The following is a 23,559-nucleotide window of genomic DNA, read 5'->3' as shown; positions in this document are numbered from 1 at the left end:
GGACGACCCCGGCCGACGGAGACAGCGATCGGCCGGGGTTTTGTGTTTCATACGGCCTGATGCATACTTATGCCACCTACTGCACATGCATGAAGGAGCCACCGCGATGACCGTCCAGCAGTCCGCCGACGTCCGCCTCTGGGGCGCGCGCTTCGCCGACGGCCCGTCCGAGGCGCTGGCCAAGCTCTCGGCCTCGGTCCACTTCGACTGGCGCCTCGCGCCGTACGACATCGCCGGCTCCAAGGCCCACGCCCGGGTCCTGCACAAGGCCGGCCTGCTCTCCGACGAGGAACTGGCCGGCATGCTGGCCGGCCTGGACCTGCTGCTCGCCGACGTCGAGGCGGGCACCTTCACCGGCACCGTCGCCGACGAGGACGTGCACACCGCGCTGGAGCGCGGCCTGCTGGAGCGCCTCGGCCCCGACCTCGGCGGCAAGCTGCGGGCCGGGCGCTCGCGCAACGACCAGATCGCCACCCTGTTCCGGATGTACCTGCGGGACCACGCCAGGACCATCGGCGGCCTGCTGCTCGACCTCCAGCAGGCCCTGGTCGGCCTCGCCGAGGCGCACCCGGACACCGCGATGCCGGGCCGCACCCACCTCCAGCACGCCCAGCCGGTGCTCTTCGCCCACCACGTCCTCGCGCACGTGCAGGCCATCGGCCGGGACGCCGAGCGGCTGCGCCAGTGGGACGCCCGCACCGCCGTCTCGCCGTACGGCTCCGGGGCGCTGGCCGGCTCCTCGCTCGGCCTCGACCCGCAGGCCGTCGCCGCCGAACTCGGCTTCGAGGGCGGCTCGGTGGGCAACTCCATCGACGGCACCGCCTCGCGCGACTTCGTCGCCGAGTTCGCCTTCGTGACCGCGATGATCGGGATCAACCTCTCCCGGATCGCCGAGGAGGTGATCATCTGGAACACCAAGGAGTTCGGCTTCATCACGCTGCACGACGCCTTCTCCACCGGCTCCTCGATCATGCCGCAGAAGAAGAACCCGGACATCGCCGAGCTGGCCCGCGGCAAGTCCGGCCGGCTGATCGGCAACCTGACCGGCCTGCTGGCCACCCTCAAGGCGCTGCCGCTCGCCTACAACCGGGACCTCCAGGAGGACAAGGAGCCGGTCTTCGACTCCTGCGACACGCTGGAGGTGCTGCTGCCCGCGTTCACCGGGATGATGGCCACCCTCACCGTGCACCGGGAGCGGCTGGAGGAGCTGGCCCCGGCCGGCTTCTCGCTCGCCACCGACATCGCCGAGTGGCTGGTCAAGCAGGGCGTGCCGTTCCGGGTCGCGCACGAGGTGGCCGGCGCCTGCGTCAAGGTCTGCGAGGCCGAGGGCATCGAACTGGCCGACCTGACGGACGAGCAGTTCGCCGCGATCTCGGGGCACCTGACGCCCGAGGTGCGCTCGGTGCTCAGCGTCCACGGCGCCATCGCCTCCCGCGACGGGCGCGGCGGTACGGCCCCCTCGGCGGTCGCGGTCCAGCTCGCCGAGGTGAAGGCGGACCTGGCGCGGCAGCGGGAGTGGGCACAGGGCTGATCCCCGACGGAGGGGCCGGCCCCGGCGAGGGCGTCGATCCCTGACGTCACGGGGGAGGGGCGCGGCGGTCCGACCGGCGCGCCCCTCCCGCGTCCGCGCCCCGGCCCGGGCGTAACCGGCCCCGCCCGGCGCCGTCATGCACGGTGTGTGCACCGCCATCCCACCCGTCCCCTCCGCCGAGGACGTCTACCTCGCCGAGCGCCGCCGCCGTGTGGTCCGCGAGACCGTGGCCGCCCTGCCCGGCCGATGTCCGCAGCTGATCGCCGCCCTCGCCGAGGACCCGCCGCCCACGTACCGTGAGCTGTCCGAGCGGCTCGGCATGCCGCGTGGCTCGATCGGCCCCACCCGCTCCCGCTGCCTGGCCTGCCTGCGGATGCTGCTCCACGCGGAGCGGTACCCCTGAACGGCCCGGGAACGGCCGTACGGAACCCGTGCGGCACCCGGGGTGACCCTCCTCACGTATGCCCCCCGGAAGGTTGAGGGAAGCTGACGCCCGGGTAGAGCGCTGGCGAACGCAGCCCTTGACGGTGACGCGATCACTCGGATACTGAGCGTGAGCGCGCCACCCTCTGCGCGCCGCGCACGACGACTGGGGAGGCCCCTCCACATGGGCAAGAGCGTGATCATCTCGGCCGCGGAGGTCGAGGACGCGGAGCAGATCCTCAAGCTCCAGTACCTCGGCTACCAGCCCGAGGCCGAGCTGTACGGCGACTGGGCGATCGAGCCCCTGACGCAGAGCCTGGAGAGCCTGCGCGCCGAACTGTCCGAGCAGCACGTCCTGGTCGCCCGGCTGGGCGGTGAGGTGGTCGGCACCGTCCGCGGCCACGTCGGCGCCGACGGCGTCGGCCGGATAGGGCGCCTGGTCGTCCATCCGCGGATGCAGCGCCACGGCCTCGGCGGCCGGCTGCTGGACGCGCTGGAGCGTCGGATGGCCCAGGACGGCCCGGTGAACGCCTACGAGCTGTTCACCGGCCACCGCAGCCTCGGCAACCTGCGGCTGTACGCCCGCCAGGGGTACTGTCAGACCCGGGTCGAGCAGGTCGACGGCCGGCTGAGCTTCGTCCACCTCGCGAAGCCCGCCATGACGCCGCTCGCCGCGACGGCCTGAGCCCGCGGTCCCGCGCGCGTTCCCGGTGCCGCCGCCATCCGGACCAACGGTGGCGGCGCCGGGCCGTCTCCGTACTGGTGGCGGCGATGCATGTCCGCATTGCGGACAGCTCCGCCAAATGATTGGGCGGATATCGACCCATCTGTTTTACTGGCTCACATGACTGCGACGACGAACTGGACCCCCACCGGCACCCTGCCGGCAGGTGAGCGTGCCATGTGTCGTCGAATGTGTCACTGCTGAGGGCCACCGCCCCCGGCGCCCCCCTGAGGGCGCCTTCCCCTCGCGCCCCGAAGCGAGAATCCGGCGCCGCTCCCGCCCGTGCGAGCGCGCCCCTCCTCCCGGACTCCTCCCCCTGCCGTGCCCGCGGGCCCGGCCGTCCAACGGCCACGATCAAGGGGTGGCGAGCCCGGATCCCCCCGGCGCAGCGCCGTGACGATGCCGCCGACCGCACCCCGGTCGGGCGGTCGTCCCGCGCCGCCCGCGCCCCCGACCCACGGAAAGCCGCTGTGATCACCACCACGGACCTGACGAAGGTCTACCGTTCCCGAGGCCGCGAGGTGACCGCCCTCGCCGGCGTCGACCTGCACGTCCGCCCGGGCGAGGTCTACGGAGTCGTCGGCACCAGCGGTGCCGGCAAGTCCACCCTCATCCGCTGCGTGAACATGCTGGAGCGCCCGACCTCCGGCACGGTCACCGTGGACGGGGTCGAGCTCACCGCGCTGTCCGGCGGCGAGAACCGGGCCGGCCGCGAGCTGCGGGAGGCCCGCCGCCGGATCGGCATGGTCTTCCAGCACTTCAACCTGCTCTCCTCGCGGACGGTGCAGCAGAACGTCGAGCTCCCGCTGGAGATCATCGGCCTGGACCGCACCGAGCGCCGCCGCAAGGCCGCCGAGCTGCTCGACCTGGTCGGCCTCGGAGACAAGGCCCGCAGCTACCCCACCCAGCTCTCCGGCGGTCAGAAGCAGCGCGTCGGCATCGCCAGGGCACTGGCCGGCGACCCCAAGGTGCTGCTCTCCGACGAGGCCACCTCGGCGCTCGACCCGGAGACCACCCGTTCGATCCTCAAGCTGCTGCGCGACCTCAACCAGCAGCTGGGCCTCACCGTCCTGCTGATCACCCACGAGATGGACGTCATCAAGTCCGTCTGCGACTCCGCCGCCCTGATGCGCGGCGGCCGGGTGGTCGAGTCCGGCGAGCTCACCGACCTGCTGGCGCGGCCCGGGTCGGAGCTGGCCCGCGAGCTGTTCCCGCTCAGCGAGTTCGGCACCGGCCACACCGGCTCCACCGTGCTGGAGATCACCTTCCAGGGCGACAGCTCGGCCCAGCCGTTCGTCTCCCAGCTCGCCCGCACCTACCAGATCGACATCAACATCCTCGGCGCCGCGGTGGAGACCATCGCCGGCCGGATGGTCGGCCGGATGCGGGTCGAACTCCCCGGCAGCCACCAGGACAACGTGGTGCCGATCGGCTACCTGCGCGAGCAGGGCCTCCAGGTGGACGTGGTCGACGCGGCGAACGGAGCGGTGGCATGACCTGGGACCAGATGCAGGAACTGATGTGGCCCGCCACCCAGGAGACCTTCCAGATGGTCGGGGTCTCGACCCTCTGCACCGTCCTCCTCGGGCTGCCCATCGGCATCCTGCTGGTGCTCACCTCCAAGGGCGGGGTGCTCCAGAACCAGCCGGTGAACAAGGTGCTCGGCGCGATCGTGAACCTCACGCGCTCGATGCCGTTCATCATCCTGATGATCGCGCTGATCTCCTTCACCCGCTGGCTGACCGGCAACTCCCTCGGCTGGCAGGCGGCCACCGTGCCGCTGACCGTCGGCGCGATCCCGTTCTTCGCACGGCTGGTCGAGACCTCCGTCCGCGAGGTCGACCGCGGCCTGATCGAGGCCGTCCACGCGATGGGCGGCGGCACCTGGACGCTGGTCCGCAAGGTGCTGGTCCCCGAGGCCCTCCCCGGCATCGTCGCGTCCGTCACCACCACGGTCATCGCGCTGATCGGCTACTCCGCGATGGCCGGCACGGTCGGCGGCGGCGGTCTCGGCGACCTCGCCTACCGGTACGGCTACCTGCGGTTCGAGACCTCCTTCATGTGGATCATCGTGGCGGAGATCGCGATCATCGTCACCGTGATCCAGCTGGCCGGCGACTACGCCGTGCGCCGGCTGGCCGGCCGGGGCCACGGCGGTGGACGCACCCGCCTGCTGCGCCCGCGTCCCGCCACCACCGCCGACGAGGACCTCGGCGCCCACTAGACCTCCCCTCGTCCGACCCCGGACGCGGCTCCCCGTTCGACGCAGAAAGGCACTTTTCGTGCGCAACGCCCTGAAGTTCACCAGCATCCTCGCCACCGCCGGCATCGCCCTCTCGCTCGCCGCCTGCGGCAGTTCCGGGTCCTCCTCCTCGGACCCCAACGCGCCGCTCAAGGTCGCGGCCACCCCCACCCCGCACGGCCAGATCCTGAAGTACGTCAAGGACAACCTCGCGGAGAAGGCGGGCCTCAAGCTCGAGATCAAGGAGGTCACCGACTACGTGACCCCCAACACGGCGGTGCAGGACGGTTCGGCCGACGCCAACTACTTCCAGCACCTGCCGTACCTGGAGGACTTCAACAAGAAGAACGGCACGGACATCGTCTCGGTCGAGACCGTGCACCTGGAGCCGCTGGGCGCCTACTCCAAGAAGGTCAAGTCGCTCGCCGACCTGCCGGACGGCGCCACCGTCGGCCTGCCCAACGACGCCACCAACGAGGGCCGCGCGCTCAAGCTGCTCGCCGACAACAAGCTCATCACCCTCAAGGACGGCGCCGGAACCGCCGCCACCCCGGCCGACGTCACGGGCAACCCGAAGAACCTCAAGTGGAAGGAGCTGGAGGCCGCCCAGCTGCCCCGCTCCATCGCCGACCTGGACGCCGCCGTCATCAACGGCAACTACGCGATCGAGGCCGGCCTGAAGCCGACCACCGACGCCCTGGTGCTGGAGAAGGCCGAGGGCAACCCGTACGCCAACATCCTCGCCGTCAAGAAGGGCAAGGAGAACGACCCGCGGGTCAAGAAGCTGGCCGAGCTGCTGCACTCCGACGAGGTCAAGAAGTACATCGAGGACACCTTCCAGGGTGCGGTCATCCCGGCGTTCTGAGCCGCGCCCCCGCCCGACGCCCCGATCCCGACCGGGCCCCCGCCGCACCTCGGCGGGGGCCCGGTCGGGCAGTATGCACCAGGGACACTCCGGCCGGCCGCGATCTGACGTACCGTCGTGCGGGCGGCGCACCGCGTGGCATCCGGGGCACGACGGAGGCGTACGGTGTTGTGTTCACGACCCGGCGAGGAGAGACGGCATGGCAGCGAGCTTCCCCGAGACCGCCATCAGCACCGAACGGCTGCTGCTGCGCCCCCTGGCGGAGGACGACGCCCCCGGCCTGGCCACGATGATGGCCGACGACCTCGTCCTCGCCTGGACCGACCTGCCGCAGCCCTTCACCGAGGAGTACGCGGCCGAGCTCGCCCGCACCCTCGCCCCCGGCCACCGGGCCGCCGGGCGCGGCATCGTCTTCGCCGTCACCGAGCACCTGACCCAGCGCCTGGTCGGCCTGGTCGAGCTGCGCAACACCGACTGGCGGCTGCGCAGCACCGAGATCTCCTACGTCACCGCCGTCTGGGCGCGCGGCGAGGGCTACGCCCCCGAGGCCGTCCTCGGCGTCGCCCAGTGGCTGTTCGAGGACCGCGGCTTCCTGCGCCTGGAACTGCGCACCGCCGCCGGGAACACGGCCGCCCAGCAGGTCGCCCAGAAGGTCGGCGGCATCAGCGAGGGCGTGCTGCGCAGCGCCTGGATAGTGCGCGGGGAGTCCGGCGAGGTGCCGGCGGCACCTCCCGGCCACCGGACCGGGGGAGAGAGCCGCAGCGACCTCATCCTGTGGAGCCTGCTCCCCGAGGACCTGGAGTCGCCCGAGCTGCACCGCGCGGGCTGGCACGGCGACCACCGCTACGTGCTGCGCGACTGAGGCGCGCGGGCCGTTCACCCAGCGCGGACATGTGTGCGAGTTGTCGGGCTCCGGCCGAACGCACCCGGTAGCCTCGGCTCCGGCACCGCACGACGGCGGATCGAGTGGCGCACCGAGTCGAGGGAGAACGGCCGCAGATGGCTGACCGGATCACGGTCATCGGGTGGGACGGCACCCCGCTGACCGAGGCCGCCGGCGCGGCCCTGGCCGCGGCGACCCTGGTGGCCGGCGCCCCCTACCAACTGAACGCCCTCCCGGTGCCGGAGGCCGCCGAGCGGATCACCCTCGGCAGCATCCGGGAGGCCGCCCGCAGGATCGCCGAGCACCGCGGCGCGGCCGTCGTGGTCGCCGAGGGCGACCCGGGTTTCTTCGGCGTGGTGCGCACCCTGCGCCGCCCCGAGTTCGGCCTCGAACTGGAGGTGCTGCCCGCCGTCTCCTCCGTGGCCACCGCCTTCGCCCGGGCCGGCATGCCCTGGGAGGACGCCCAGGTGGTCAGCGTGCACGGCGGACGGCTGCGCCGCGCGGCCAACATCTGCCGGGCCCACCCCAAGGTCGCGGTGCTCACCGCGCCGGGCGCCGGGCCGGCCGAACTCGCCCTGATGCTGCGCGGGGTGCACCGGACCTTCGTGGTCTGCGAGGCCCTCGGCACGCCGGACGAGGACGTCACCGTCCTCACCTCCGACCGGATCGCCGACCACGTGTGGCGCGACCCCAACGTGGTGCTGGTGATCGGCGGCGCCGCCCAGTCCGCGGTGACCGAGGCGGCCGGCTGGCTCGCCGGGCGCCCGGTCGGCTACCCCGGCGCGGAACGCGGCTGGGCGCTCCCCGGTGACGCCTATGCGGGCGCCGGGCGCGTGGAGGGCGCACCGGGCGCACCGGGCGCGCCGGAGTCGCTCCCCGCCCATGTGCGCGCCCTGGTGCTGGCCCGTCTGGGTGCCCGTCCGGGGGACCTGGTCTGGTCGGTCGGCGCCGGCAGCGGCGCCCTCGCGGTGGAGGCGGCCAGGTTCGGCGCCGCCGTGGTCGCGGTCGAGGGCTCCCGCTCGGCCTGCGCCCGGCTGACCGTCAACGCCCGCCGCTACGGCGTCGAGGTGGAGGCGGTGTACGGGAGCGGCCCCGAGGTGCTGGGCGGCCTGCCGGAGCCGGACGCGGCGGTGGTGGAGTCCGGCGGCCTCGACGTGGTGCGCGCGGTGCTGGCCCGCCGGCCCGAGCGGTTCGTCGCGCTGCCCCGGACCCTCGCCGAGGCGGAGGAGGTCCGCCGGGCGATCGACGGGGCCGGCTACCGGGCGGACGGCGCGCTGCTCCAGGCGACCCCGCTGCGGCCGGTGGGGGAGGGCGACGGGCTGGCGCTGGGAGCGGCCGGAACCGGCGCGCTGGTGCTCTGGGGTGAGCAGATCGTGTGAAGGCCTCGGGCCCGTCCGGCGGATCCCCGGCGGGCGGGCCGGGGGCGTGCACCGGGACCGTCCGCGGGCGTGGACGGTGATCCAGGTCGCATCCGGACACCTATTCGAGAGGTGACCGCGCCGTGCCGGTAGTGTGACGTCCTGGGCGGCTGCATCGGTCGGCGACCCACCCGATTCAGTCGGTTTGTCACCTTTTTGACGCGGTGCAACCCGGTTCCGTTCGGAGTGTGGGCAATTCGACGGGCCTCGTGCCGGACCTGGAGAATGCCGTAGGGTCCGGTGCGGTCGTGCCGGTTGCTCCGGGTTGTCGTTGTTTCAGACGACGTGCCGTCCCGTACGGGAGGTGCACCGGGCCGGGTGCCGCAGTGCGCCGGAAGGACTTGGGCCGCAGCGCCACGGCGCGGCGGCCACATGTAATGAGGGGCGGGTCGGTGCTGGTTCGGCCCGCGCGGATGGGCGCTGCGATCGGTGATCGCGTCGCCGAGGGCGCGGCAGCGGCCTGGAAGGAGCTTTGACAATGACCGATGGCGGCCACGTCCCGGGCGAGGGAATGCCGGAGCACCTGCACGCCGGGCCCGACGGGCTCGGCGGACCGGAGGGCGTCGCGGGCGTTGCACCCCTCCAGGGCCTCGTGACGGACGGCGGTGTGATCCCGAACCCGGCGGCCCCGATCGGCGGCGTGTCCGGTGCGATGCCCCCGGGCGCGGGCGTCATCCCGCCGCAGGGCCAGCACGGCTACGGCGTTCCCGGGATGCCCCAGCCCGGCCACCCCGGCGAGGGCTGGGCCGTCGACCAGGGCGCCCCGCGCCCCGCCTTCCACTTCCTCGACCAGCCCGACACGCCGGACGGCCTGGACGACGATGACGACGTGCTGCTGATGCCGGGACCGCAGGGCTCCTGGGGCGAGCCGCTGGCGGCCGTCCCGGCCGAGCAGGTGCCGCTCGCGCCGCAGCAGGACGGCACGCCGGTCGAGCCGTCCTGGCCGCCGGTGGACCCGCCGGTGCTCGGCGCCGAGCACGGCAGGCATCCCGTCCAGACGCAGCCGCAGGTGCAGCAGCCGATGACGCAGGCTCAGCAGCCGCGCCGCCCGCTGCACGCCGGGCCGCCGATCCCGGACCCGTCGCTGATGACCGGCCAGGTGCCGGTCCGCTCGCTGGCCGACCGCGGCCCCTCGCAGGGCGGCACGCCCGCGCACGGCATCCCGGTGGTCGGCCGTCCGCCGGTGGCCGAGGCCGTCGCCCAGGCTCCGGTCGCCGCGCCGCAGGCCGTCCCGGTGGCGCCGGTCGCTCCGGTGGCCCCGGGCGTTCCCGTCGTGGACGGGCAGCAGCCGGCGCAGGCGCCGGACTTCCACCAGCCCCAGCAGGCGCAGCAGGTCCAGCAGGTGCCGCTGCACGCGTACCCGGTCGAGGCCGTGCCGTCCGTCGAGACGGTCGGGGCGATCGAGGTGATCGAGGTCGTCGAGATGCCGGAGGTCGTCCAGGCCGCCGCGGTTCAGGACGTCCAGGACGTCCAGGACGTCCAGGACGTCCAGGCCGTTCAGGCCGTTCGGGAGGGGACCGTCCCCGAGGCCGTGGTGGAGGCCGTCGCGGTCGCTCCGCAGGCCGTCGTGGCGGAGCCGGCCGAGGCCGTGCCGCCGGTGGCCGAGGCGGCCGGCGTGCCCGCCGTCGAGGCCGTCGTCGTCGAGCCCGCCGTCGCCGAGCCCGTCGTCACGGAGGCCGCCGCGGTCGAGGGCGCTGCCGCCGACGGCGCCGCGCTGCCCGCCGAGCAGCCCGAGGCCGCGGCCCCGGCCGGTCAGCCGCGCCGGATCTCCGCCTTCCTCGCCGCGCCCACCCCGCACGGCCTGCCCAAGGTCCAGGCGCCCGCGCAGGCTCCGGCCGTCGAGGAAGCGGCCCCGCAGCAGCCCGCGCCCATAGCGGCCGCCGACGCGCCGCAGGCCGCCGGGCCGGCCGAGGCCGTCCATGCCGTCGAGGCCGCTCAGCTCGTCGAGGCCGTGGCGGGCGCCGAGTCCGCTCCGGCCGCCGAGCAGGCCCAGCCGGCCGGGACCGCGCCGGAGGCCGTCGAGGAGCCCGTGGTGGAGCCGGTCGCCGAGACCGCCGCCGGCACCGGCGAGATGCCTTCGGGCCAGGCCGTGAACGAGCCCGTCGCCGAGGCCGAGCAGCCGCAGCAGGAGGCCGCGGCCCCGGCCGAGGCGCCCGCCGAGCCGGTCGCGGAGCAGACCGCCGAGGTGCCCGCGGCGGCTGACGCCACCGTCGCCGCCGAGCCCGTCGCGGAGGTGCCGACCGAGGCCGCGACCGAGGCCGCCGCCGGGACGGAGCCGGCGCAGCCCGCCGAAGCCGTCGCGCCGGAGGCCACGGCCGAGCAGCAGCCCGCCGCCGACGCCGCCGCCCCTGCCGAGGCCGCCGAGGCCGTGGTACCCGCCGAGGCCGCCGCCGGGCAGCCGGCCGCCGCTCCGGAGGCCGAGGCCCCCGCCGAGCAGGCGCAGGCCCCGGCCGGGACCGAGCCCGTCGCCGTCGCGGAGCCCGTCGCCGCCGAAGCCGTGCAGGCCGCGGGGCAGGGCGCCGAGGCTCCCGCCGAAGCCACCGAGCAGCCCGCCACCGAGGTCGCCGAAGCCGTCGAGGTCGCCGAGACCGCCGAGGCCGTCGAGCAGCCCGCCGCCGAGCAGCAGGCCCAGCAGCCCGAGCAGCCCGCCGCCGACGAGGCGGGGGAGCAGCCCGAGCCGCAGCCCGAGGAGCCCGCCGAGCCGCGCGGCCCGGCCGCCCCCGGCTACGACGAGGCCGGCCGCGAGGCCGTCCACCAGGTGATCCGCGAGCGCCGCGACGTGCGCAACGGCTTCCGTCCGGACCCGATCCCGCACGAGGTGCTGATCCGCGTCCTGGAGGCCGCCCACACCGCGCCCAGCGTCGGCTACTCGCAGCCCTGGGACTTCGTGGTGATCCGCTCGGCGAAGACCCGCAGGCGGATGCACGCCCTGGCCGAGCACCAGCGCGAGGCGTACGCGGACTCGCTGCCCAAGGGCCGGGCCAAGCAGTTCAAGGAAATCAAGATCGAGGCCATCCTCGAAACCCCGGTCAACATCGTGGTGACCGCCGACCGCACCCGAGGCGGCCGGCACACCCTCGGCCGGCACACCCAGCCGCAGATGGCCCCGTACTCGGCCGCCCTGGCGGTCGAGAACCTCTGGCTGGCCGCCCGCGCCGAGGGCCTGGGCGTCGGCTGGGTGAGCTTCTTCGACGACGAGGCACTGGTCCGCGAGCTCGGCCTGCCCGAGCACCTGGAGGTCGTCGCCTACCTGTGCGTCGGCTTCGTCGACGAGTTCCCGGACGAGCCCGAGCTGGAGCAGCAGGGCTGGGCGAAGAAGCGCCCGCTGTCCTGGGTCGTCCACGAGGAGCAGTACGGCAACCGCGCGCTGCCCGGCGAGGAGCCGCAGAGCCTGCTCGCCGAGACCCTGCGCGGCATCCGCCCGCTGGACGCCAAGGCGCTCGGCGAGGCCTGGGACCGGCAGAAGCGGATGACCAAGCCGGCCGGCTCGCTCGGCATGCTGGAGATCATCTCGGCCCAGCTGTGCGGCCTGTCCCGCAAGTGCCCGCCGCCGATCCCGGAGCCCGCCTGCGTGGCGATCTTCGCGGGTGACCACGGCGTGCACGCCCAGGGCGTCAGCCCCTGGCCGCAGGAGGTGACCGCCCAGATGGTCGACAACTTCCTGGCCGGGGGAGCGGTGGTCAACTCCTTCGCCAAGCAGATCGGCACCGAGGTCTGCGTGGTCGACGTCGGCGTCGCCGCCGAGCTGCCGGACGCCGTCCAGCAGGGGCGCGCCACCGGCCTGCTGCCGCGCAAGGTCCGTCCCGGCACCGCCGACATGACCCAGGGCCCGGCGATGACCCGCGAGGAGGCCCTCAAGGCCATCGAGGTCGGCATCGAGACCGCCCGCGACCTGGTCGCGGCGGGCAACAAGGCGCTGGTCACCGGCGACATGGGCATCGCCAACACCACCGCCTCGGCCGCCCTGATCTCGGTGTTCACCGGCCTCGACCCGGCCGAGGTCACCGGCCGCGGCACCGGCATCGACGACGAGACCCACGCCCGCAAGATCGAGGTCATCCGCGCCGCGCTGGCCCTCCACCGGCCCGACCCGAGCGACCCGGTCGGCGTCCTCGCGGCCGTCGGCGGCCTGGAGCACGCCGCGCTGGCGGGCTTCCTGCTGGGCGCCGCGTCGCTGCGCACCCCCGTGGTCCTGGACGGCGTCATCGCCGGTTCGGCCGCGCTGGCCGCCAAGGCCATCGCCCCCGAGGTGCTGGCCGCCTGCATCGCCGGCCACCGCTCCGCCGAGCCCGGCCACCAGGCCGCGCTGGCGAAGCTCGGCCTGCGTCCGCTGATCGACCTGGACCTGCGGCTCGGCGAGGGCACCGGTGCCCTGCTGGCCCTGCCGCTGGTGCAGAGCGCGGCCCGGGCGATGCACGATGTAGCCACCTTCGACTCCGCCGGGGTCACCGAGAAGGCCTGACGCACCCCGTCACCGCTCCGTGGACCGGCCCGAGGGCGCGCCGGACCGCGGAGCGGTGTCGTGCCGTACCGTCCCCACACCCTCCCCCCGATCCAGGAGCACCGCCGATGACCGCGCCCACCCCGCACCCGAGCACCGAGGGCCGTACCCCCTACCCGGTCGGCCTGCTGCTGGCCGGCCGCCGCGTCGTCGTGGTCGGCGGCGGCCAGGTCGCCCAGCGGCGGCTGCCCGCCCTGATCGCCTCCGGCGCCGAACTGCACCTGATATCGCCGGTCACCACCCCGGCCGTCCAGGCCATGGCCGACACCGGTGAACTCACCTGGCACGCCCGCCCGTACCGGGACGGCGACCTGGCCGGTGCCTGGTACGTCCTGGTCGCCACCGACGACCAGGCCGTCAACACGGCGGTCAGCGCCGAGGCCGAGCGCGAGCGGGTGTTCTGCTCCCGCAGCGACGACGCCGCCGCGGCCACCGCCTGGACCCCGGCCAGCGGCCGCGACGCGGGCGCCACCGTCGCCGTCCTCACCGGCGACCCGCGGCACTCCGCCGCCCTGCGCGACACCATCGTGGACGGCCTGCGGGACGGCTCGCTCGCCGCCCGCCAGTACCGCGCGCACGGCGCCGGCGTGGCCCTGGTCGGCGGCGGCCCCGGCGACCCCGACCTGATCACCGTGCGCGGCCGACGTCTGCTCGCCGACGCCGACGTGGTGGTCGCCGACCGGCTCGCCCCGCGCGAGCTGCTCGCCGAACTGCCCGAGCACGTCGAGGTGATCGACGCCTCCAAGATCCCGTACGGCCGGTTCATGGCCCAGGAGGCGATCAACCGCACCCTGGTCGAGCACGCCAAGGCCGGCAAGTTCGTGGTCCGGCTCAAGGGCGGCGACCCGTACGTCTTCGGCCGCGGCGGCGAGGAGCTGCTGGCCTGCGTCGAGGCCGGACTGCCGGTCACCGTCGTCCCGGGCATCTCCAGCTCGATCAGCGTCCCGGCGGCGGCCGGCGTCCCGGTCACCCACCGCGGCATGACCCACGAGTTCACCGTGATCTCCGGCCACGTCGGCCCGGACGACGAGCGTTCGCTCACCAACTGGGAGGCCGCCGCGAAGATGAGCGGCACCCTGGTGCTGCTGATGGCCGTGGACAAGATCGGCGCGATCGCCGCCCGGCTGGTCGAGTACGGCCGGCCGGCGGACACCCCGGTCGCGGTCGTCCAGGAGGGCACCACCGCGGCCCAGCGCCGGGTGGACGCCACCCTCGGCACCGTCGCCGCCGTGGTCGAGGCCGAGGGCGTGAAGCCCCCGGCGGTCATCGTGGTCGGCGACGTCGTCAACGTGCTGGCCGCCGCCTTCCGGCCGTAGGCCGGCCCGGGGCAGGAGGCCGGCCGGAGCGGGAAGCCCGCCCGGCCGGCCTCCCGCCCCACGGCTACTCCAGCGGCTGCTCCGTCCAGATGACCTTCCCGGTGGCCGTGTAGCGCGTCCCCCAGCGGTCCGCGAACTGCGCGACCAGGAACAGCCCGCGCCCGCCCTCGTCCTCGGTCGCCGCGTACCGCAGGTGCGGCGAGGTGCTGCTGCCGTCCGAGACCTCGCAGATCAGCGAGCGGTCCCGCAGCAGCCGCACCCGGATCGGTCCGGAGCCGTACCGGATCGCGTTGGTCACCAGCTCGCTCAGGATCAGCTCGGTGACGAACGCGGCCTCGGCCAGCCCCCAGGCCGTCAGCCGCTCCGCGACCGCGGCCCTGACCTCGCCGACCGCCGCCGGGTCCGAGGGCACCTCCCACTGCGCCACCTGGTCCGGCGCCAGCACCCTGGTCCGCGCCACCAGCAGCGCGATGTCGTCCTGCTGGTGCACCGGCAGCATCGCCCCGAGCACGTCCGCGCAGGTCTGCTCGGGCGTGCGGGGCGATCCGGCCAGCGCGGCCCGCAGCAGCTCCAGCCCCTCGTCGATGTCCCGCTTCCGGTCCTCCACCAGCCCGTCCGTGTACAGCACCAGCCGGCTGCCCTCGGCCAGCTCCAGCTCGGCGGTCTCGAACGGCAGCACCGCCAGACCCAGCGGCGGCCCGGTCGGCAGCTCCGGGAACACCACCCGGCCCTGCGGGTCCACCACGGCCGGCGGCGGGTGCCCTGCGGTGGCCAGGGTGCAGCGCCGCGACACCGGGTCGTAGATCGCGTACAGGCAGGTCGCCCCGGCCAGCTCCGCGCGCTCGCCGCCCGCCGCCTCGTCCTGGTCGATCCGGTTCACCAGCTCGTCCAGGTGCCCCAGCAGTTCGTCCGGCGGCAGGTCCAGGGTCGAGAAGTTGTGGATCGCCGTGCGCAGCCGGCCCATCGTCGCCGCCGCGTGCAGTCCGTGCCCGACCACGTCCCCGACCACCAGCGCCACCCGCGCGCCCGGCAGCGGGATCACGTCGAACCAGTCCCCGCCCACCCCGGCCTGGGCCGGCAGGTAGCGGTGCGCCACGTCCAGCGCGGTCTGCTCGGGCAGCCTGCGCGGCAGCAGGCTGTGCTGGAGCGTCACCGCCATGGTGTGCTCCCGGGTGTAGCGGCGGGCGTTGTCGATGCACACCGCCGCGTGCGCCACCAGCTCCTCGGCCAGCGCCAGGTCCTCCGGCTCGAACGATTCCGCCCGCTGCGCCCGCCAGAACCTGGCCACCCCCAGCAGCACCCCGCGCGCCCGCAGCGGCACCCGGACCAGCGAGTGCACCCCGTACGCCAGCACCTGCGCCGACCGCTCCGGGTCCTGCTCCCGCCACCGGGTGGCCTCCGCCAGGCGCGGCTCCATGCCGGGCTCCCCGCTGTTCAGCGCCCCGGCCAGGGGGGTCGAGGGCACCACGTCCAGCACCGTGCCGACCGGGTAGAACGGCGCGTCGTCCTGTACGCCGGCCAACGCGGCGCGGCGCATCCGCCCCAGCGAGGGGCCGGGCGGCGGTTCCTCCCCGGCCGGCACCTGGTCCGCCAGGTCCACCGTGACGAAGTCCGCGAACCGCGGCACCGCGACCTGCGCCAGCTCCTCCGCGGTCCGCGTCACGTCCAGCGTGCTGCCCACCGTCACCCCGGCGTCGTACAGCAGCCGCAGCCGGCGCTGGGCGCGATCGGCCCGGCCGGACAGCGCCGCCAGCTCGGTGGAGTCGCGCAGCGTGGCGACGCAGCCGGGCCGGTCGCCGGGCCGGTCGATCAGCCGGACGTTCACCGCCAGCAGCCGCTCCCCGGACGGCACCACCTCGTCGGTCACCGGCCGGCCGGCGGTCAGCAGCTCCAGCGGCGCCTGCTCCAGGCCCAGTCCGGTCACCGGCCTGCCCTCGGCGTCCGGCGGCAGGTCCAGCAGCCGGCGCGCCTCGTCGTTGCAGAGCAGCAGCCGCCCGTCCCCGCCGACGATCATCACGCCCTCGCGCACCGCGTGCAGCACCGCCGCGTGGTGCTCGTACATCCGCGTCATCTCGACCGGTCCGAGCCCGTGCGTCTGGCGCCGCAGCCGCCGGCTGATCAGCGCCGTCCCGAGCGTGGCCAGCCCCACCGCGGCCGCCGCCGCGCCCAGCACCACCGGCAGCTGCCGCTCGCTCGCGCTGCTGACGCTGCTGAGCGTGACACCCGCCGCGACCAGCCCGACCACCGAGCCGTCCGGCGCGTACACCGGCACCACCGCCTGCACGAGCGGACCAAGCGTCCCCGCGACCTCCTCCGACACCACGTGCCCCCGCAGCGCGGGCTGATAGGTGCCGACGAACTTCTGGCCGATCCGCTCCGGGTTCGGGTGGGTGTAGCGGATGCCCTGGTTGTTCAGCACGACGATGAAGTCCACGCCGGCGGAGATCCGGGCGGACTGCGTCCTCGGCTGCAGGATGGCCGTGGGGTCGGGGGAGCGCAGCGCGTCGACGATGCCGGGGGAGCCGGCGAAGGTCTGCGCCACCGCCATCGAACGGTTGCGTGCCTCGTGCTCGGTGTCGTTGCGGGACTGCACCACCAGCGCCACCGCGGCCGCGACCACGAGCAGCAGTACGACCAGGACCTGGAGCGCGAACACCTGCCCCGCCACCGAACGGTGCCACACCGACCACCGCCGCTTCGCGTGCGGCAGCTGCGGCCGACCGTGTGGGCGCCCACCGGAGGAGCCGGCGGTGCCAGTGGCGGCAGAGGCCGACGGAGCCCAGGATCGGCCCGAATTTCGGGCCATACGGTCATATTTGCACTACGGCTAGCCGGGGACCACCCCGCTCCCCGGCCGTTTGGCCTTCCCCGGCAGGGCTTGGCAAGATCACAGGGTGTCCGAACCCCGCACCATCACCGATCCGGCCGACCCGCGCCTCGCCGACTACACCGGCCTCACCGACGTCGAGCTGCGCCGACGCCGCGAGCCCGCCGAAGGCCTCTTCATCGCCGAGGGGGAGAAGGTCATCCGCCGCGCCCTCGCCGCCGGCTACCGGATGCGGTCGATGCTGCTCACCGCCAAGTGGCTGGAGGCGATGGGCGACGTCATCGCCGAGGCCGACGCCCCCGTCCACGTGGTCGAGCCCGGGCTCGCCGAGGCCGTCACCGGCTACCACGTGCACCGCGGCGCCCTCGCCTCGATGGAGCGCAAGCCCCTCCCGGACGCCGCCGACGTGCTCGCCGGGGCCCGCCGGGTCGCCGTGCTGGAAGGGCTGGTCGACCACACCAACCTCGGCGCCATCTTCCGCAGCGCCGCGGCCCTCGGCATGGACGCCGTGCTGCTCTCGCCCGACTGCGCCGACCCGCTCTACCGGCGTGCCGTCAAGGTCTCGATGGGCGCCGTCTTCGCGGTCCCGTACGCCCGTCTGGACCCCTGGCCCGCCGCCCTGGACGCCGTCCGCGAGGCCGGCTTCACCCTGCTCGCCCTCACCCCCGCCGACACCGCCGTCGACCTCCGCACCCTCACCCCGGACCGCCTCCCCAAGGCGGCCCTGATGCTCGGCGCCGAGGGCGACGGCCTCACCCCCCACGCCATCGCCGCGGCCCACCACCCGGTCCGCATCCCGATGGCCCACGGCATCGACTCGCTCAACGTCGGCGCCGCCGCGGCCGTCGCGTTCTACGCCGTCAGTACCGCCACCCCGTAGTCCCTCCACCCGCGCCGGGGCTCGAGAAGTCGGCCGGTCCGACGTCTCGTGCGTGTTCGCTGCGCCTTCGGAACCGCCCCGCGCCGGAAGCGGCCAGCCGGAAACCCGCCAGCCTGAAGCAGGCCTGCCCGACGTCGCGCGGTCAGCCCGTGGGGGCGGTGGGCGGGGCCGGGGCGGCGGCGGGGGGCGGAGTGGTGGCGCCGGGCCAGGATTCGTCGAGGGTGCCGTCGGCGCGGACGGTGTAGCGGGTGGAGGTGACCGCGCCGGTGGCGGCCGCGTGCTCCTCGCGGACGACCGTGCTGCCCTCCAGCCGCCAGCTGGCCGCCGCCTGCGGGTCCGCCACCGAGGTGCGGGAGGCGGCGGCGACCGGGGAGTCCCCGGCGAAGGTGTAGAGCTGGACGAGGTCGACCGGCGCCGAGCCGTCGGCCCGCCGCAGCACGACCACCGCGGCCGGCAGGCCCTTGTACCTCGCCGGCAGCACCGCGCTCAGCGCGACCTGCGGCCCGCCCGCGGCCGAGTGCCCGTTCTGCAGCACGATGGCCGGCCCGCCGGCCCAGTCGGGGTAGCTGCGGTTCGGCCAGTCCACCGCCGGCACCGGCACCTGCGGGGACGTCAGTCCGCCGTCCGCACCCGCGCGGGCGGCGGCCGGGAGCGGCGCGGCCGAGGACTGCGGCACGACGTCGGCGGACGTCCCGGGCACGGCCTGCTCGCCGCCACCCGCGGCGGTCTTCGCGCCGGAACCCGCGCTCGTGACCACGCCGGTGGGCGGCCGCACGCTCTGGTTGCCCCGGTTCTCGCACCCCTGCGCCGCCGCGATGGCCAGCGCCACCCCGATCGTCACCGTGACGAAGACCACCAGCCGCTGCCGCAGCAGCCGCTGCCGCGCGGTGCCGGGCCGACCGCCGGGGGCCGGAGTGTGCTGACGGTCCCGGGGACGCGCCCGGTCGCGGGGACCGGGCCGGGCCGGGGGAGGGGTCTGCGACCGGTCCGGACGGGCCCGCAGCGGGCGGGTCACCGGCGTCGCCTCGGGCCGGGGGAGCGGAGCGGTCGGCCCCTGCGGGCGCCGCCCGGCGGCCCCGGCCGCCTGCGCACCGGGGCGGCCGGCAGCCGCCCGGGGCCGTGCCGCGCCCGGAGGCTCGGGCGAGCGTCCGGGCGCCGGAACACCCTGCCGGCCCCCCTCCTGCCGGGCCGGTGCCTGAGGCGGAGCCGCCGCGGCGCCGCCCCGCCCGGGACGTGCCCCGCGGGCCCCGCCACCGGCGGCTCCCATCGCCGCGCCGCGTGACGCCAGTTCGGTGAGCCGTTCGTGCAGTGCGGCCGCCCCCGGCCGCTCGGCCGGCTCCTTGGCCAGGCAGGCCCGGATCAGCGGCGCGAGCTGCGGCGGCACCGCCGACAGGTCGGGCTCCTCGTGGACGACCCGGTACAGCATCACTTCGGAGGACGCCCCTGACCCGAACGGGGTGTCCCCGGTGAGGGAGTACGCGAGCGTGGCCCCGAAGGCGAAGACGTCGGTGGCGGGGGTGACGGCGGCCCCGCGGACCTGCTCGGGCGCGAGGAAGCCGGGGGAGCCGACCGCGGTGCCCACGTGGGTGAGGGTGCTGGCGCCGCGCGACCACGCGATGCCGAAGTCGATGATCCGCGGACCCCGGGGGGAGAGCAGGATGTTGGAGGGCTTGAGGTCCCGGTGGACCACCCCCGCCTCGTGCACCTTGACCAGCCCGTCGGCCAGCGCGGCCCCGATCCTGGCGGCCTCGGGCCAGCTCATCGGCCCCTCGTCGCCGACCCGCTTGTAGAGCGAGGGGCCCGGCACGTACGCGGTGGCCAGCCAGGGCCGTTCGGTCTCGATGTCCGAGCCGACCACGCGTGCGGTGCAGCCGCCCCGGATCCGGGAGGCGGCGGCGATCTCGCGGGCGAAACGGGTGCGGAACTCCAGGTCCTCGGCGAGTTCGGCGCGGATCAGCTTGAGGGCGACGCGCTGCCCGCGGCGGTCGGACCCGAGGTACACCACGCCCATGCCGCCGGCGCCGAGTCGCCGGTGCAGGCGGTACGGCCCGACGATGCGGGGGTCCTCACGCCTCAGCCGCATCATCGCCATGTTCCGTTCCCCGTCAGCCTGTGGGTGAGGCCCCGTCGGTTGGGCCATCGTCAGTTCCTGTCTGGCACAGCTTACGGACTGCCTGCTGCGGTGTGCTGATACGCAACACCTGAAGCCACCATGCGATTGTCCGATCTTGCACGGTCTCGCAGGTCACGGAGTCGCCGGAGGGTTTCTCGGGGTTGCCCCTCAGGGTTCCCTCGGGGGTCGGATGAGCCTTCCCTCCCCCTGCGGTAGTAGGTCCCGGGACCGCTCGTCATCCTCCGGTACGTCCGAGGAACAGTACGACGGCATGACGCCCGGAAGGCCCCCTGACCAATAGCGTTGTGTTCAGCGGTGGACGGGGAGCTCGTCCCCCGAGGTAAGCCGTTCACCGCGCCAACTCGACCGGATCAGGAGCAAGGACATGCCACCGCAGCTCACGGGAAACCCCCACCGCCGCCGGCAGGCCTTCGTCCAGTCCCGGTCCACCGAGCAGCCCACGCGGCACCCCGCCGTGGCGCTGGCCATGGCCCTGCCGTGCGCCGTGCTCCTGATGCTGCTCTTCGGCGGGTGGGACCAGATGGCGAACCAGGCCCAGGCCGTCGCCGAACTGATCACCCGCTGAGCGGGAGGAGCAGCAGGAAGAAGGAAGGACACCGGCTCGGAGGGGCCGGCCGAAGACTGACACCGAACCCCTGGGGACGGGGAACGGTGTCGCCGGGGAGGGCCGCGGCCGCGACGACTCGCGGACGGGCGAGAGCGGTGCGCAGAGCGCCCCGGCAGGCGGAGATGCCGCGTGCGGACGTCGGTGAGGGCGTCCGTGCGCGGCTCTTCTCCTTTTCCGGCCCTTGCCGGAGAAACGCAAAAGGACCGGGGCCGCGATCCTCACGGATCACGACCCCGGTCCTCACTGTGCGCGATACTGGGATTGAACCAGTGACCCCTACCGTGTCAAGGTAGTGCTCTCCCGCTGAGCTAATCGCGCCTGATGTGGCGGTCTCGCAGCAGGCCTCGAAGGGCCTGACGTGCGCGATACTGGGATTGAACCAGTGACCCCTACCGTGTCAAGGTAGTGCTCTCCCGCTGAGCTAATCGCGCCTGGTGCGGCGGTGTTGCAGCAGACCCCGGAGGATCCGTTACTGTGCGCGATACTGGGATTGAACCAGTGACCCCTACCGTGTCAAGGTAGTGCTCTCCCGCTGAGCTAATCGCGCCTGGTGCGGCGGTGTCGCAGCAGGCCTCGAAGGGCCTGACGTGCGCGATACTGGGATTGAACCAGTGACCCCTACCGTGTCAAGGTAGTGCTCTCCCGCTGAGCTAATCGCGCGGGGAGGCCTCCCGGGCGAACCGGGGGAACCTCTTGGAGGTGGAGACGGGATTTGAACCCGTGTACACGGCTTTGCAGGCCGTTGCCTCGCCTCTCGGCCACTCCACCAGGCAACACATGAAGAACGATCTTACACTGTTCTCCACCGAGCGGACGACGAGATTCGAACTCGCGACCCTCACCTTGGCAAGGTGATGCTCTACCAACTGAGCCACGTCCGCCTGTCTCCCGGGGACCTTCACCGCTTTTCTGCGGCTGCGCTCCCTGGCGACGTGTTGAACTCTAGCGGATTCCCGGGCCAGCTAAAAATCCGTTCCCGCAGCATGCCGAGGGAATGGCCGGTGAGTGCCGTCCCGTCAGCCCTCCCGGGTCACCCGCCACCACCTGCGGCGCTCCCGGACGATCATCCGCAGGTCACCCGGCGCACACCCGCGCGACGCACACAGCTGCTCGCGCGCGGGGGCGTGAGCCGACCCCGACCCACGCCCCCCGACCTACACTTCAGGCACCGCCCCAGCGCCACCGAGCAGGAGAACCGTGTCCGGCCACCCCGACCCCCGCACCCCGCTCGCCCGCTTCGGCGGCCGCCTGGCCACCGGACTGCGTGACGTCACCTCGGACCCGGCCGCCCTGGACTCCGCCGGCCACTGGGCCGTCGCCCACGACTTCGAGGGCCGCCTCACCTGCGCCCGCTTCGACGAGGTCCGCCCGGCCCCCGCCCCGCCCTCCGGCGCCGGCTGGCGCGGGCCGGACGCCGGCAGCTGGCACAGCTCCCTCGACCGTGCCGCCTACACCGCGGGCGTACGCCGCATCCGCGAGCACATAGCCGCCGGCGAGGTCTACCAGGCCAACCTCTGCCGGGTGCTGTCCGCGCCGCTGCCCGACCCGGACCGCAGTGACGTCGACGCCCTCACCGGCCTGCTCGCCCGCGGCAACCCCGCCCCCTACGCCGGCACCATCCGGCTGCCCGGGCACGGCGTCGAGATCGCCACCGCCTCGCCCGAGCTCTACCTGCGCCGCGCCGGCCGCACCGTCTCCTCGGGACCGATCAAGGGCACCGGCCGCACCGAGGACGACCTCCTCGACAAGGACCACGCCGAGAACGTGATGATCGTCGACCTGGTCCGCAACGACCTCGGCCGGGTCTGCGGGACCGGCAGCGTCACCGTCCCCGACCTCTGCGCCGTCGAGAAGCACCCCGGCCTGGTCCACCTGGTCTCCACCGTCGAGGGCACCCTGCGCGAGGGCGCCGGCTGGCCCGAACTCCTCGCCGCCACCTTCCCGCCCGGCTCCGTCACCGGCGCCCCCAAGTCCAGCGCCCTGCGGATCATCGAAGCCCTGGAGACCGCCCCGCGCGGCCCGTACTGCGGAGCCGTCGGCTGGGTCGACGCCGACCGCGGCGAGGCCGAACTCGCCGTCGGCATCCGCACGTTCTGGATCGACCGGGAGGACCCCGGCGCTCCGGTCCTGCGCTTCGGTACCGGCGCCGGCATCACCTGGGGCTCCGACCCCGAGCGGGAGTGGGCCGAGACCGAGCTGAAGGCGGCCCGCCTGGTCGCGATAGCGTCGGGCAGCGAACCCGGCAGCGATTTCGACCCGACCGGGGCCTGAGCCCCACCGCCTAGGAGCAGTACTCGATGCACACCAGCAGCACGAGCTGGGTCAACGGCGCCCTCGTCGACTCGGCCGATGCGGCCGTCTCCGTCCTCGACCACGGCCTCACCACCGGCGACGGCGTCTTCGAGACCCTGAAGACGGTCGACGGCCGGGCCTTCGCGGTCACCCGCCACCTCGACCGGCTCACCCGCTCCGCCCGCGGCCTCGGCCTGGCCGACCCCGACCACGACCTGGTCCGCGAGGCCTGCGCCCGGGTCCTCGCGGCCAACCCCGCGCCGCTCGGCCGGCTGCGCGTCACCTACACCGGCGGCGACAGCCCGCTGGGCTCCGAGCGCGGCACCGCCGGCCCCACCCTGGTCGTCGCCTTCGGCGCGATCGGCCGCCGCCCCGACGAGACCGCCGTCGCCGTCGTCCCCTGGCGCCGCAACGAGCACAGCGCCGTCGCGGGCCTCAAGACCACCTCGTACGCCGAGAACGTCGTCGCCCTGGCCGCCGCCCACCGGGCCGGCGCCTCCGAGGCCCTGTTCGCCAACACCGCCGGCCTGCTCTGCGAGGGCACCGGTTCCAACGTCTTCGTGGTCGTCGACGGACGCCTGCTCACCCCCACCCTCGCCTCCGGCTGCCTGGCCGGCATCACCCGGCAGCTCGTCGTCGACTGGTGCGGCGCCGAGGAGGCCGACCTCCCGCTCGACGTCCTCCGGAACGCCGAGGAGGTCTTCCTGACCTCCACCACCCGCGACGTCCAGGCCGTCACCCGCGTCGACGACCGCGAACTGCCCGGCACCGGCCCGGTCACCGCCAAGGCCATGGCCGTCTTCGCCGAGCGCGGCGGCGACGACCTCGACCCCTGATCCCCCTCCGGGCGGGCCCCGGCCGGGAGAGAGCGCGCCGGCCACGTGGATAACCCTCCGAGCGGCAGGGAAGGGAGCAC

The 23,559-nt window shown here is 74.5% G+C and carries 15 protein-coding genes, 6 tRNA genes and 1 pseudogene; 14 read left to right on the top strand and 8 right to left on the bottom strand.

All coding sequences use genetic code 11. From position 1 onward, the window contains the following. Positions 1 to 106 precede the first annotated feature (106 nt). From argH to cobA, 10 genes are all read left to right on the top strand, one after another. Positions 107 to 1,531 carry an argininosuccinate lyase gene (argH, locus tag ACZ7C5_RS08435; RefSeq protein ID WP_401087555.1) on the top strand — a complete coding sequence of 475 codons (1,425 nt, stop codon included), beginning with the start codon at positions 107 to 109 and terminating at the stop codon, positions 1,529 to 1,531. Between the two features lie 145 nt (positions 1,532 to 1,676). Next, positions 1,677 to 1,934 carry a winged helix-turn-helix domain-containing protein gene (locus ACZ7C5_RS08430; RefSeq protein ID WP_401087553.1) on the top strand — a complete coding sequence of 86 codons (258 nt, stop codon included), beginning with the start codon at positions 1,677 to 1,679 and terminating at the stop codon, positions 1,932 to 1,934. Positions 1,935 to 2,138: 204 nt separating this feature from the next. Then, a complete protein-coding gene (locus ACZ7C5_RS08425; RefSeq protein ID WP_401087551.1) occupies positions 2,139 to 2,639 on the top strand; it encodes a GNAT family N-acetyltransferase in 501 nt (166 codons plus the stop codon). Positions 2,640 to 3,148: 509 nt separating this feature from the next. Next, on the top strand, positions 3,149 to 4,174 hold the full coding sequence (locus ACZ7C5_RS08420; protein ID WP_470322277.1) for a methionine ABC transporter ATP-binding protein: 1,026 nt from the start codon (positions 3,149 to 3,151) through the stop codon (positions 4,172 to 4,174). Then, the gene (locus tag ACZ7C5_RS08415) at positions 4,171 to 4,902 is read left to right on the top strand and encodes a methionine ABC transporter permease (protein ID WP_401087547.1); all 732 of its coding nucleotides are present in this window, start codon (positions 4,171 to 4,173) and stop codon (positions 4,900 to 4,902) included. The genes ACZ7C5_RS08420 and ACZ7C5_RS08415 overlap by 4 nt, the downstream gene beginning before the upstream one ends. A gap of 58 nt (positions 4,903 to 4,960) precedes the next feature. Beyond that, complete coding sequence (locus ACZ7C5_RS08410; RefSeq protein WP_401087544.1) at positions 4,961 to 5,785, top strand: MetQ/NlpA family ABC transporter substrate-binding protein; 825 nt, start codon at positions 4,961 to 4,963, stop codon at positions 5,783 to 5,785. Between the two features lie 199 nt (positions 5,786 to 5,984). After that, complete coding sequence (locus ACZ7C5_RS08405; protein ID WP_401087543.1) at positions 5,985 to 6,647, top strand: GNAT family N-acetyltransferase; 663 nt, start codon at positions 5,985 to 5,987, stop codon at positions 6,645 to 6,647. A gap of 137 nt (positions 6,648 to 6,784) precedes the next feature. Continuing rightward, the gene (gene cbiE, locus ACZ7C5_RS08400) at positions 6,785 to 8,047 is read left to right on the top strand and encodes a precorrin-6y C5,15-methyltransferase (decarboxylating) subunit CbiE (protein WP_470322276.1); all 1,263 of its coding nucleotides are present in this window, start codon (positions 6,785 to 6,787) and stop codon (positions 8,045 to 8,047) included. 517 nt (positions 8,048 to 8,564) lie between these two features. Next, the gene (cobT, locus tag ACZ7C5_RS08395; RefSeq protein WP_470322275.1) at positions 8,565 to 12,548 is read left to right on the top strand and encodes a nicotinate-nucleotide--dimethylbenzimidazole phosphoribosyltransferase; all 3,984 of its coding nucleotides are present in this window, start codon (positions 8,565 to 8,567) and stop codon (positions 12,546 to 12,548) included. A gap of 107 nt (positions 12,549 to 12,655) precedes the next feature. Continuing rightward, entirely contained in the window at positions 12,656 to 13,903 is a 1,248-nt protein-coding gene (gene cobA / locus ACZ7C5_RS08390; protein WP_470322274.1) for a uroporphyrinogen-III C-methyltransferase, read from the top strand. 64 nt (positions 13,904 to 13,967) lie between these two features. Here cobA and ACZ7C5_RS08385 read toward each other — a convergent pair whose 3' ends face one another. Further along, the gene (locus ACZ7C5_RS08385) at positions 13,968 to 16,709 is read right to left on the bottom strand and encodes a SpoIIE family protein phosphatase (protein WP_470322273.1); all 2,742 of its coding nucleotides are present in this window, start codon (positions 16,707 to 16,709) and stop codon (positions 13,968 to 13,970) included. A gap of 88 nt (positions 16,710 to 16,797) precedes the next feature. On the opposite strand from ACZ7C5_RS08385, the gene ACZ7C5_RS08380 reads away from it, so the two are divergent. Next, entirely contained in the window at positions 16,798 to 17,610 is an 813-nt protein-coding gene (locus ACZ7C5_RS08380; protein WP_401087537.1) for a TrmH family RNA methyltransferase, read from the top strand. Positions 17,611 to 18,445: 835 nt separating this feature from the next. Here ACZ7C5_RS08380 and ACZ7C5_RS08375 read toward each other — a convergent pair. Beyond that, positions 18,446 to 19,702, bottom strand: a pseudogene (locus tag ACZ7C5_RS08375) (serine/threonine-protein kinase); the annotation flags it as partial. A gap of 406 nt (positions 19,703 to 20,108) precedes the next feature. Between ACZ7C5_RS08375 and ACZ7C5_RS08370 the strand changes: the two are divergent. Next, positions 20,109 to 20,309, top strand: coding sequence for a hypothetical protein (locus ACZ7C5_RS08370; RefSeq protein ID WP_188301493.1), 201 nt, complete (start codon positions 20,109 to 20,111; stop codon positions 20,307 to 20,309). A gap of 288 nt (positions 20,310 to 20,597) precedes the next feature. Here ACZ7C5_RS08370 and ACZ7C5_RS08365 read toward each other — a convergent pair. From ACZ7C5_RS08365 to ACZ7C5_RS08340, 6 genes are all read right to left on the bottom strand, one after another. After that, a tRNA-Val gene (locus tag ACZ7C5_RS08365) sits at positions 20,598 to 20,669 on the bottom strand. A 41-nt stretch (positions 20,670 to 20,710) separates the two neighbouring features. Next, positions 20,711 to 20,782 (bottom strand) — tRNA-Val (locus ACZ7C5_RS08360). A 44-nt stretch (positions 20,783 to 20,826) separates the two neighbouring features. Next, positions 20,827 to 20,898 (bottom strand) — tRNA-Val (locus tag ACZ7C5_RS08355). Between the two features lie 41 nt (positions 20,899 to 20,939). Further along, positions 20,940 to 21,011 (bottom strand) — tRNA-Val (locus ACZ7C5_RS08350). A 34-nt stretch (positions 21,012 to 21,045) separates the two neighbouring features. Then, positions 21,046 to 21,119 (bottom strand) — tRNA-Cys (locus ACZ7C5_RS08345). Between the two features lie 40 nt (positions 21,120 to 21,159). Further along, a tRNA-Gly gene (locus tag ACZ7C5_RS08340) sits at positions 21,160 to 21,232 on the bottom strand. Positions 21,233 to 21,548: 316 nt separating this feature from the next. On the opposite strand from ACZ7C5_RS08340, the gene ACZ7C5_RS08335 reads away from it, so the two are divergent. Then, a complete protein-coding gene (locus ACZ7C5_RS08335; protein WP_470322272.1) occupies positions 21,549 to 22,622 on the top strand; it encodes a chorismate-binding protein in 1,074 nt (357 codons plus the stop codon). Positions 22,623 to 22,648: 26 nt separating this feature from the next. Next, positions 22,649 to 23,479, top strand: coding sequence for an aminotransferase class IV (locus ACZ7C5_RS08330; protein WP_470322271.1), 831 nt, complete (start codon positions 22,649 to 22,651; stop codon positions 23,477 to 23,479). Positions 23,480 to 23,559: the final 80 nt, after the last annotated feature.

Source organism: Kitasatospora sp. NPDC036993, assembly GCF_055607525.1.
The sequence above is the reverse complement of the archived record's forward strand: the minus strand, read 5'-3'. Positions and strand labels throughout refer to the sequence as shown.

Bases quoted from the DNA above. Each gene is read 5' to 3' on its own strand.
- argH (WP_401087555.1), top strand. From the start codon at position 107: ATGACCGTCCAGCAGTCCGCCGACGTCCGCCTCTGGGGCGCGCGCTTC.
- ACZ7C5_RS08425 (WP_401087551.1), top strand. From the start codon at position 2,139: ATGGGCAAGAGCGTGATCATCTCGGCCGCGGAGGTCGAGGACGCGGAG.
- ACZ7C5_RS08415 (WP_401087547.1), top strand. From the start codon at position 4,171: ATGACCTGGGACCAGATGCAGGAACTGATGTGGCCCGCCACCCAGGAG.
- ACZ7C5_RS08405 (WP_401087543.1), top strand. From the start codon at position 5,985: ATGGCAGCGAGCTTCCCCGAGACCGCCATCAGCACCGAACGGCTGCTG.
- cbiE (WP_470322276.1), top strand. From the start codon at position 6,785: ATGGCTGACCGGATCACGGTCATCGGGTGGGACGGCACCCCGCTGACC.
- cobT (WP_470322275.1), top strand. From the start codon at position 8,565: ATGACCGATGGCGGCCACGTCCCGGGCGAGGGAATGCCGGAGCACCTG.
- cobA (WP_470322274.1), top strand. From the start codon at position 12,656: ATGACCGCGCCCACCCCGCACCCGAGCACCGAGGGCCGTACCCCCTAC.
- ACZ7C5_RS08385 (WP_470322273.1), bottom strand. From the start codon at position 16,709: ATGGCCCGAAATTCGGGCCGATCCTGGGCTCCGTCGGCCTCTGCCGCC.
- ACZ7C5_RS08370 (WP_188301493.1), top strand. From the start codon at position 20,109: ATGCCACCGCAGCTCACGGGAAACCCCCACCGCCGCCGGCAGGCCTTC.
- ACZ7C5_RS08330 (WP_470322271.1), top strand. From the start codon at position 22,649: ATGCACACCAGCAGCACGAGCTGGGTCAACGGCGCCCTCGTCGACTCG.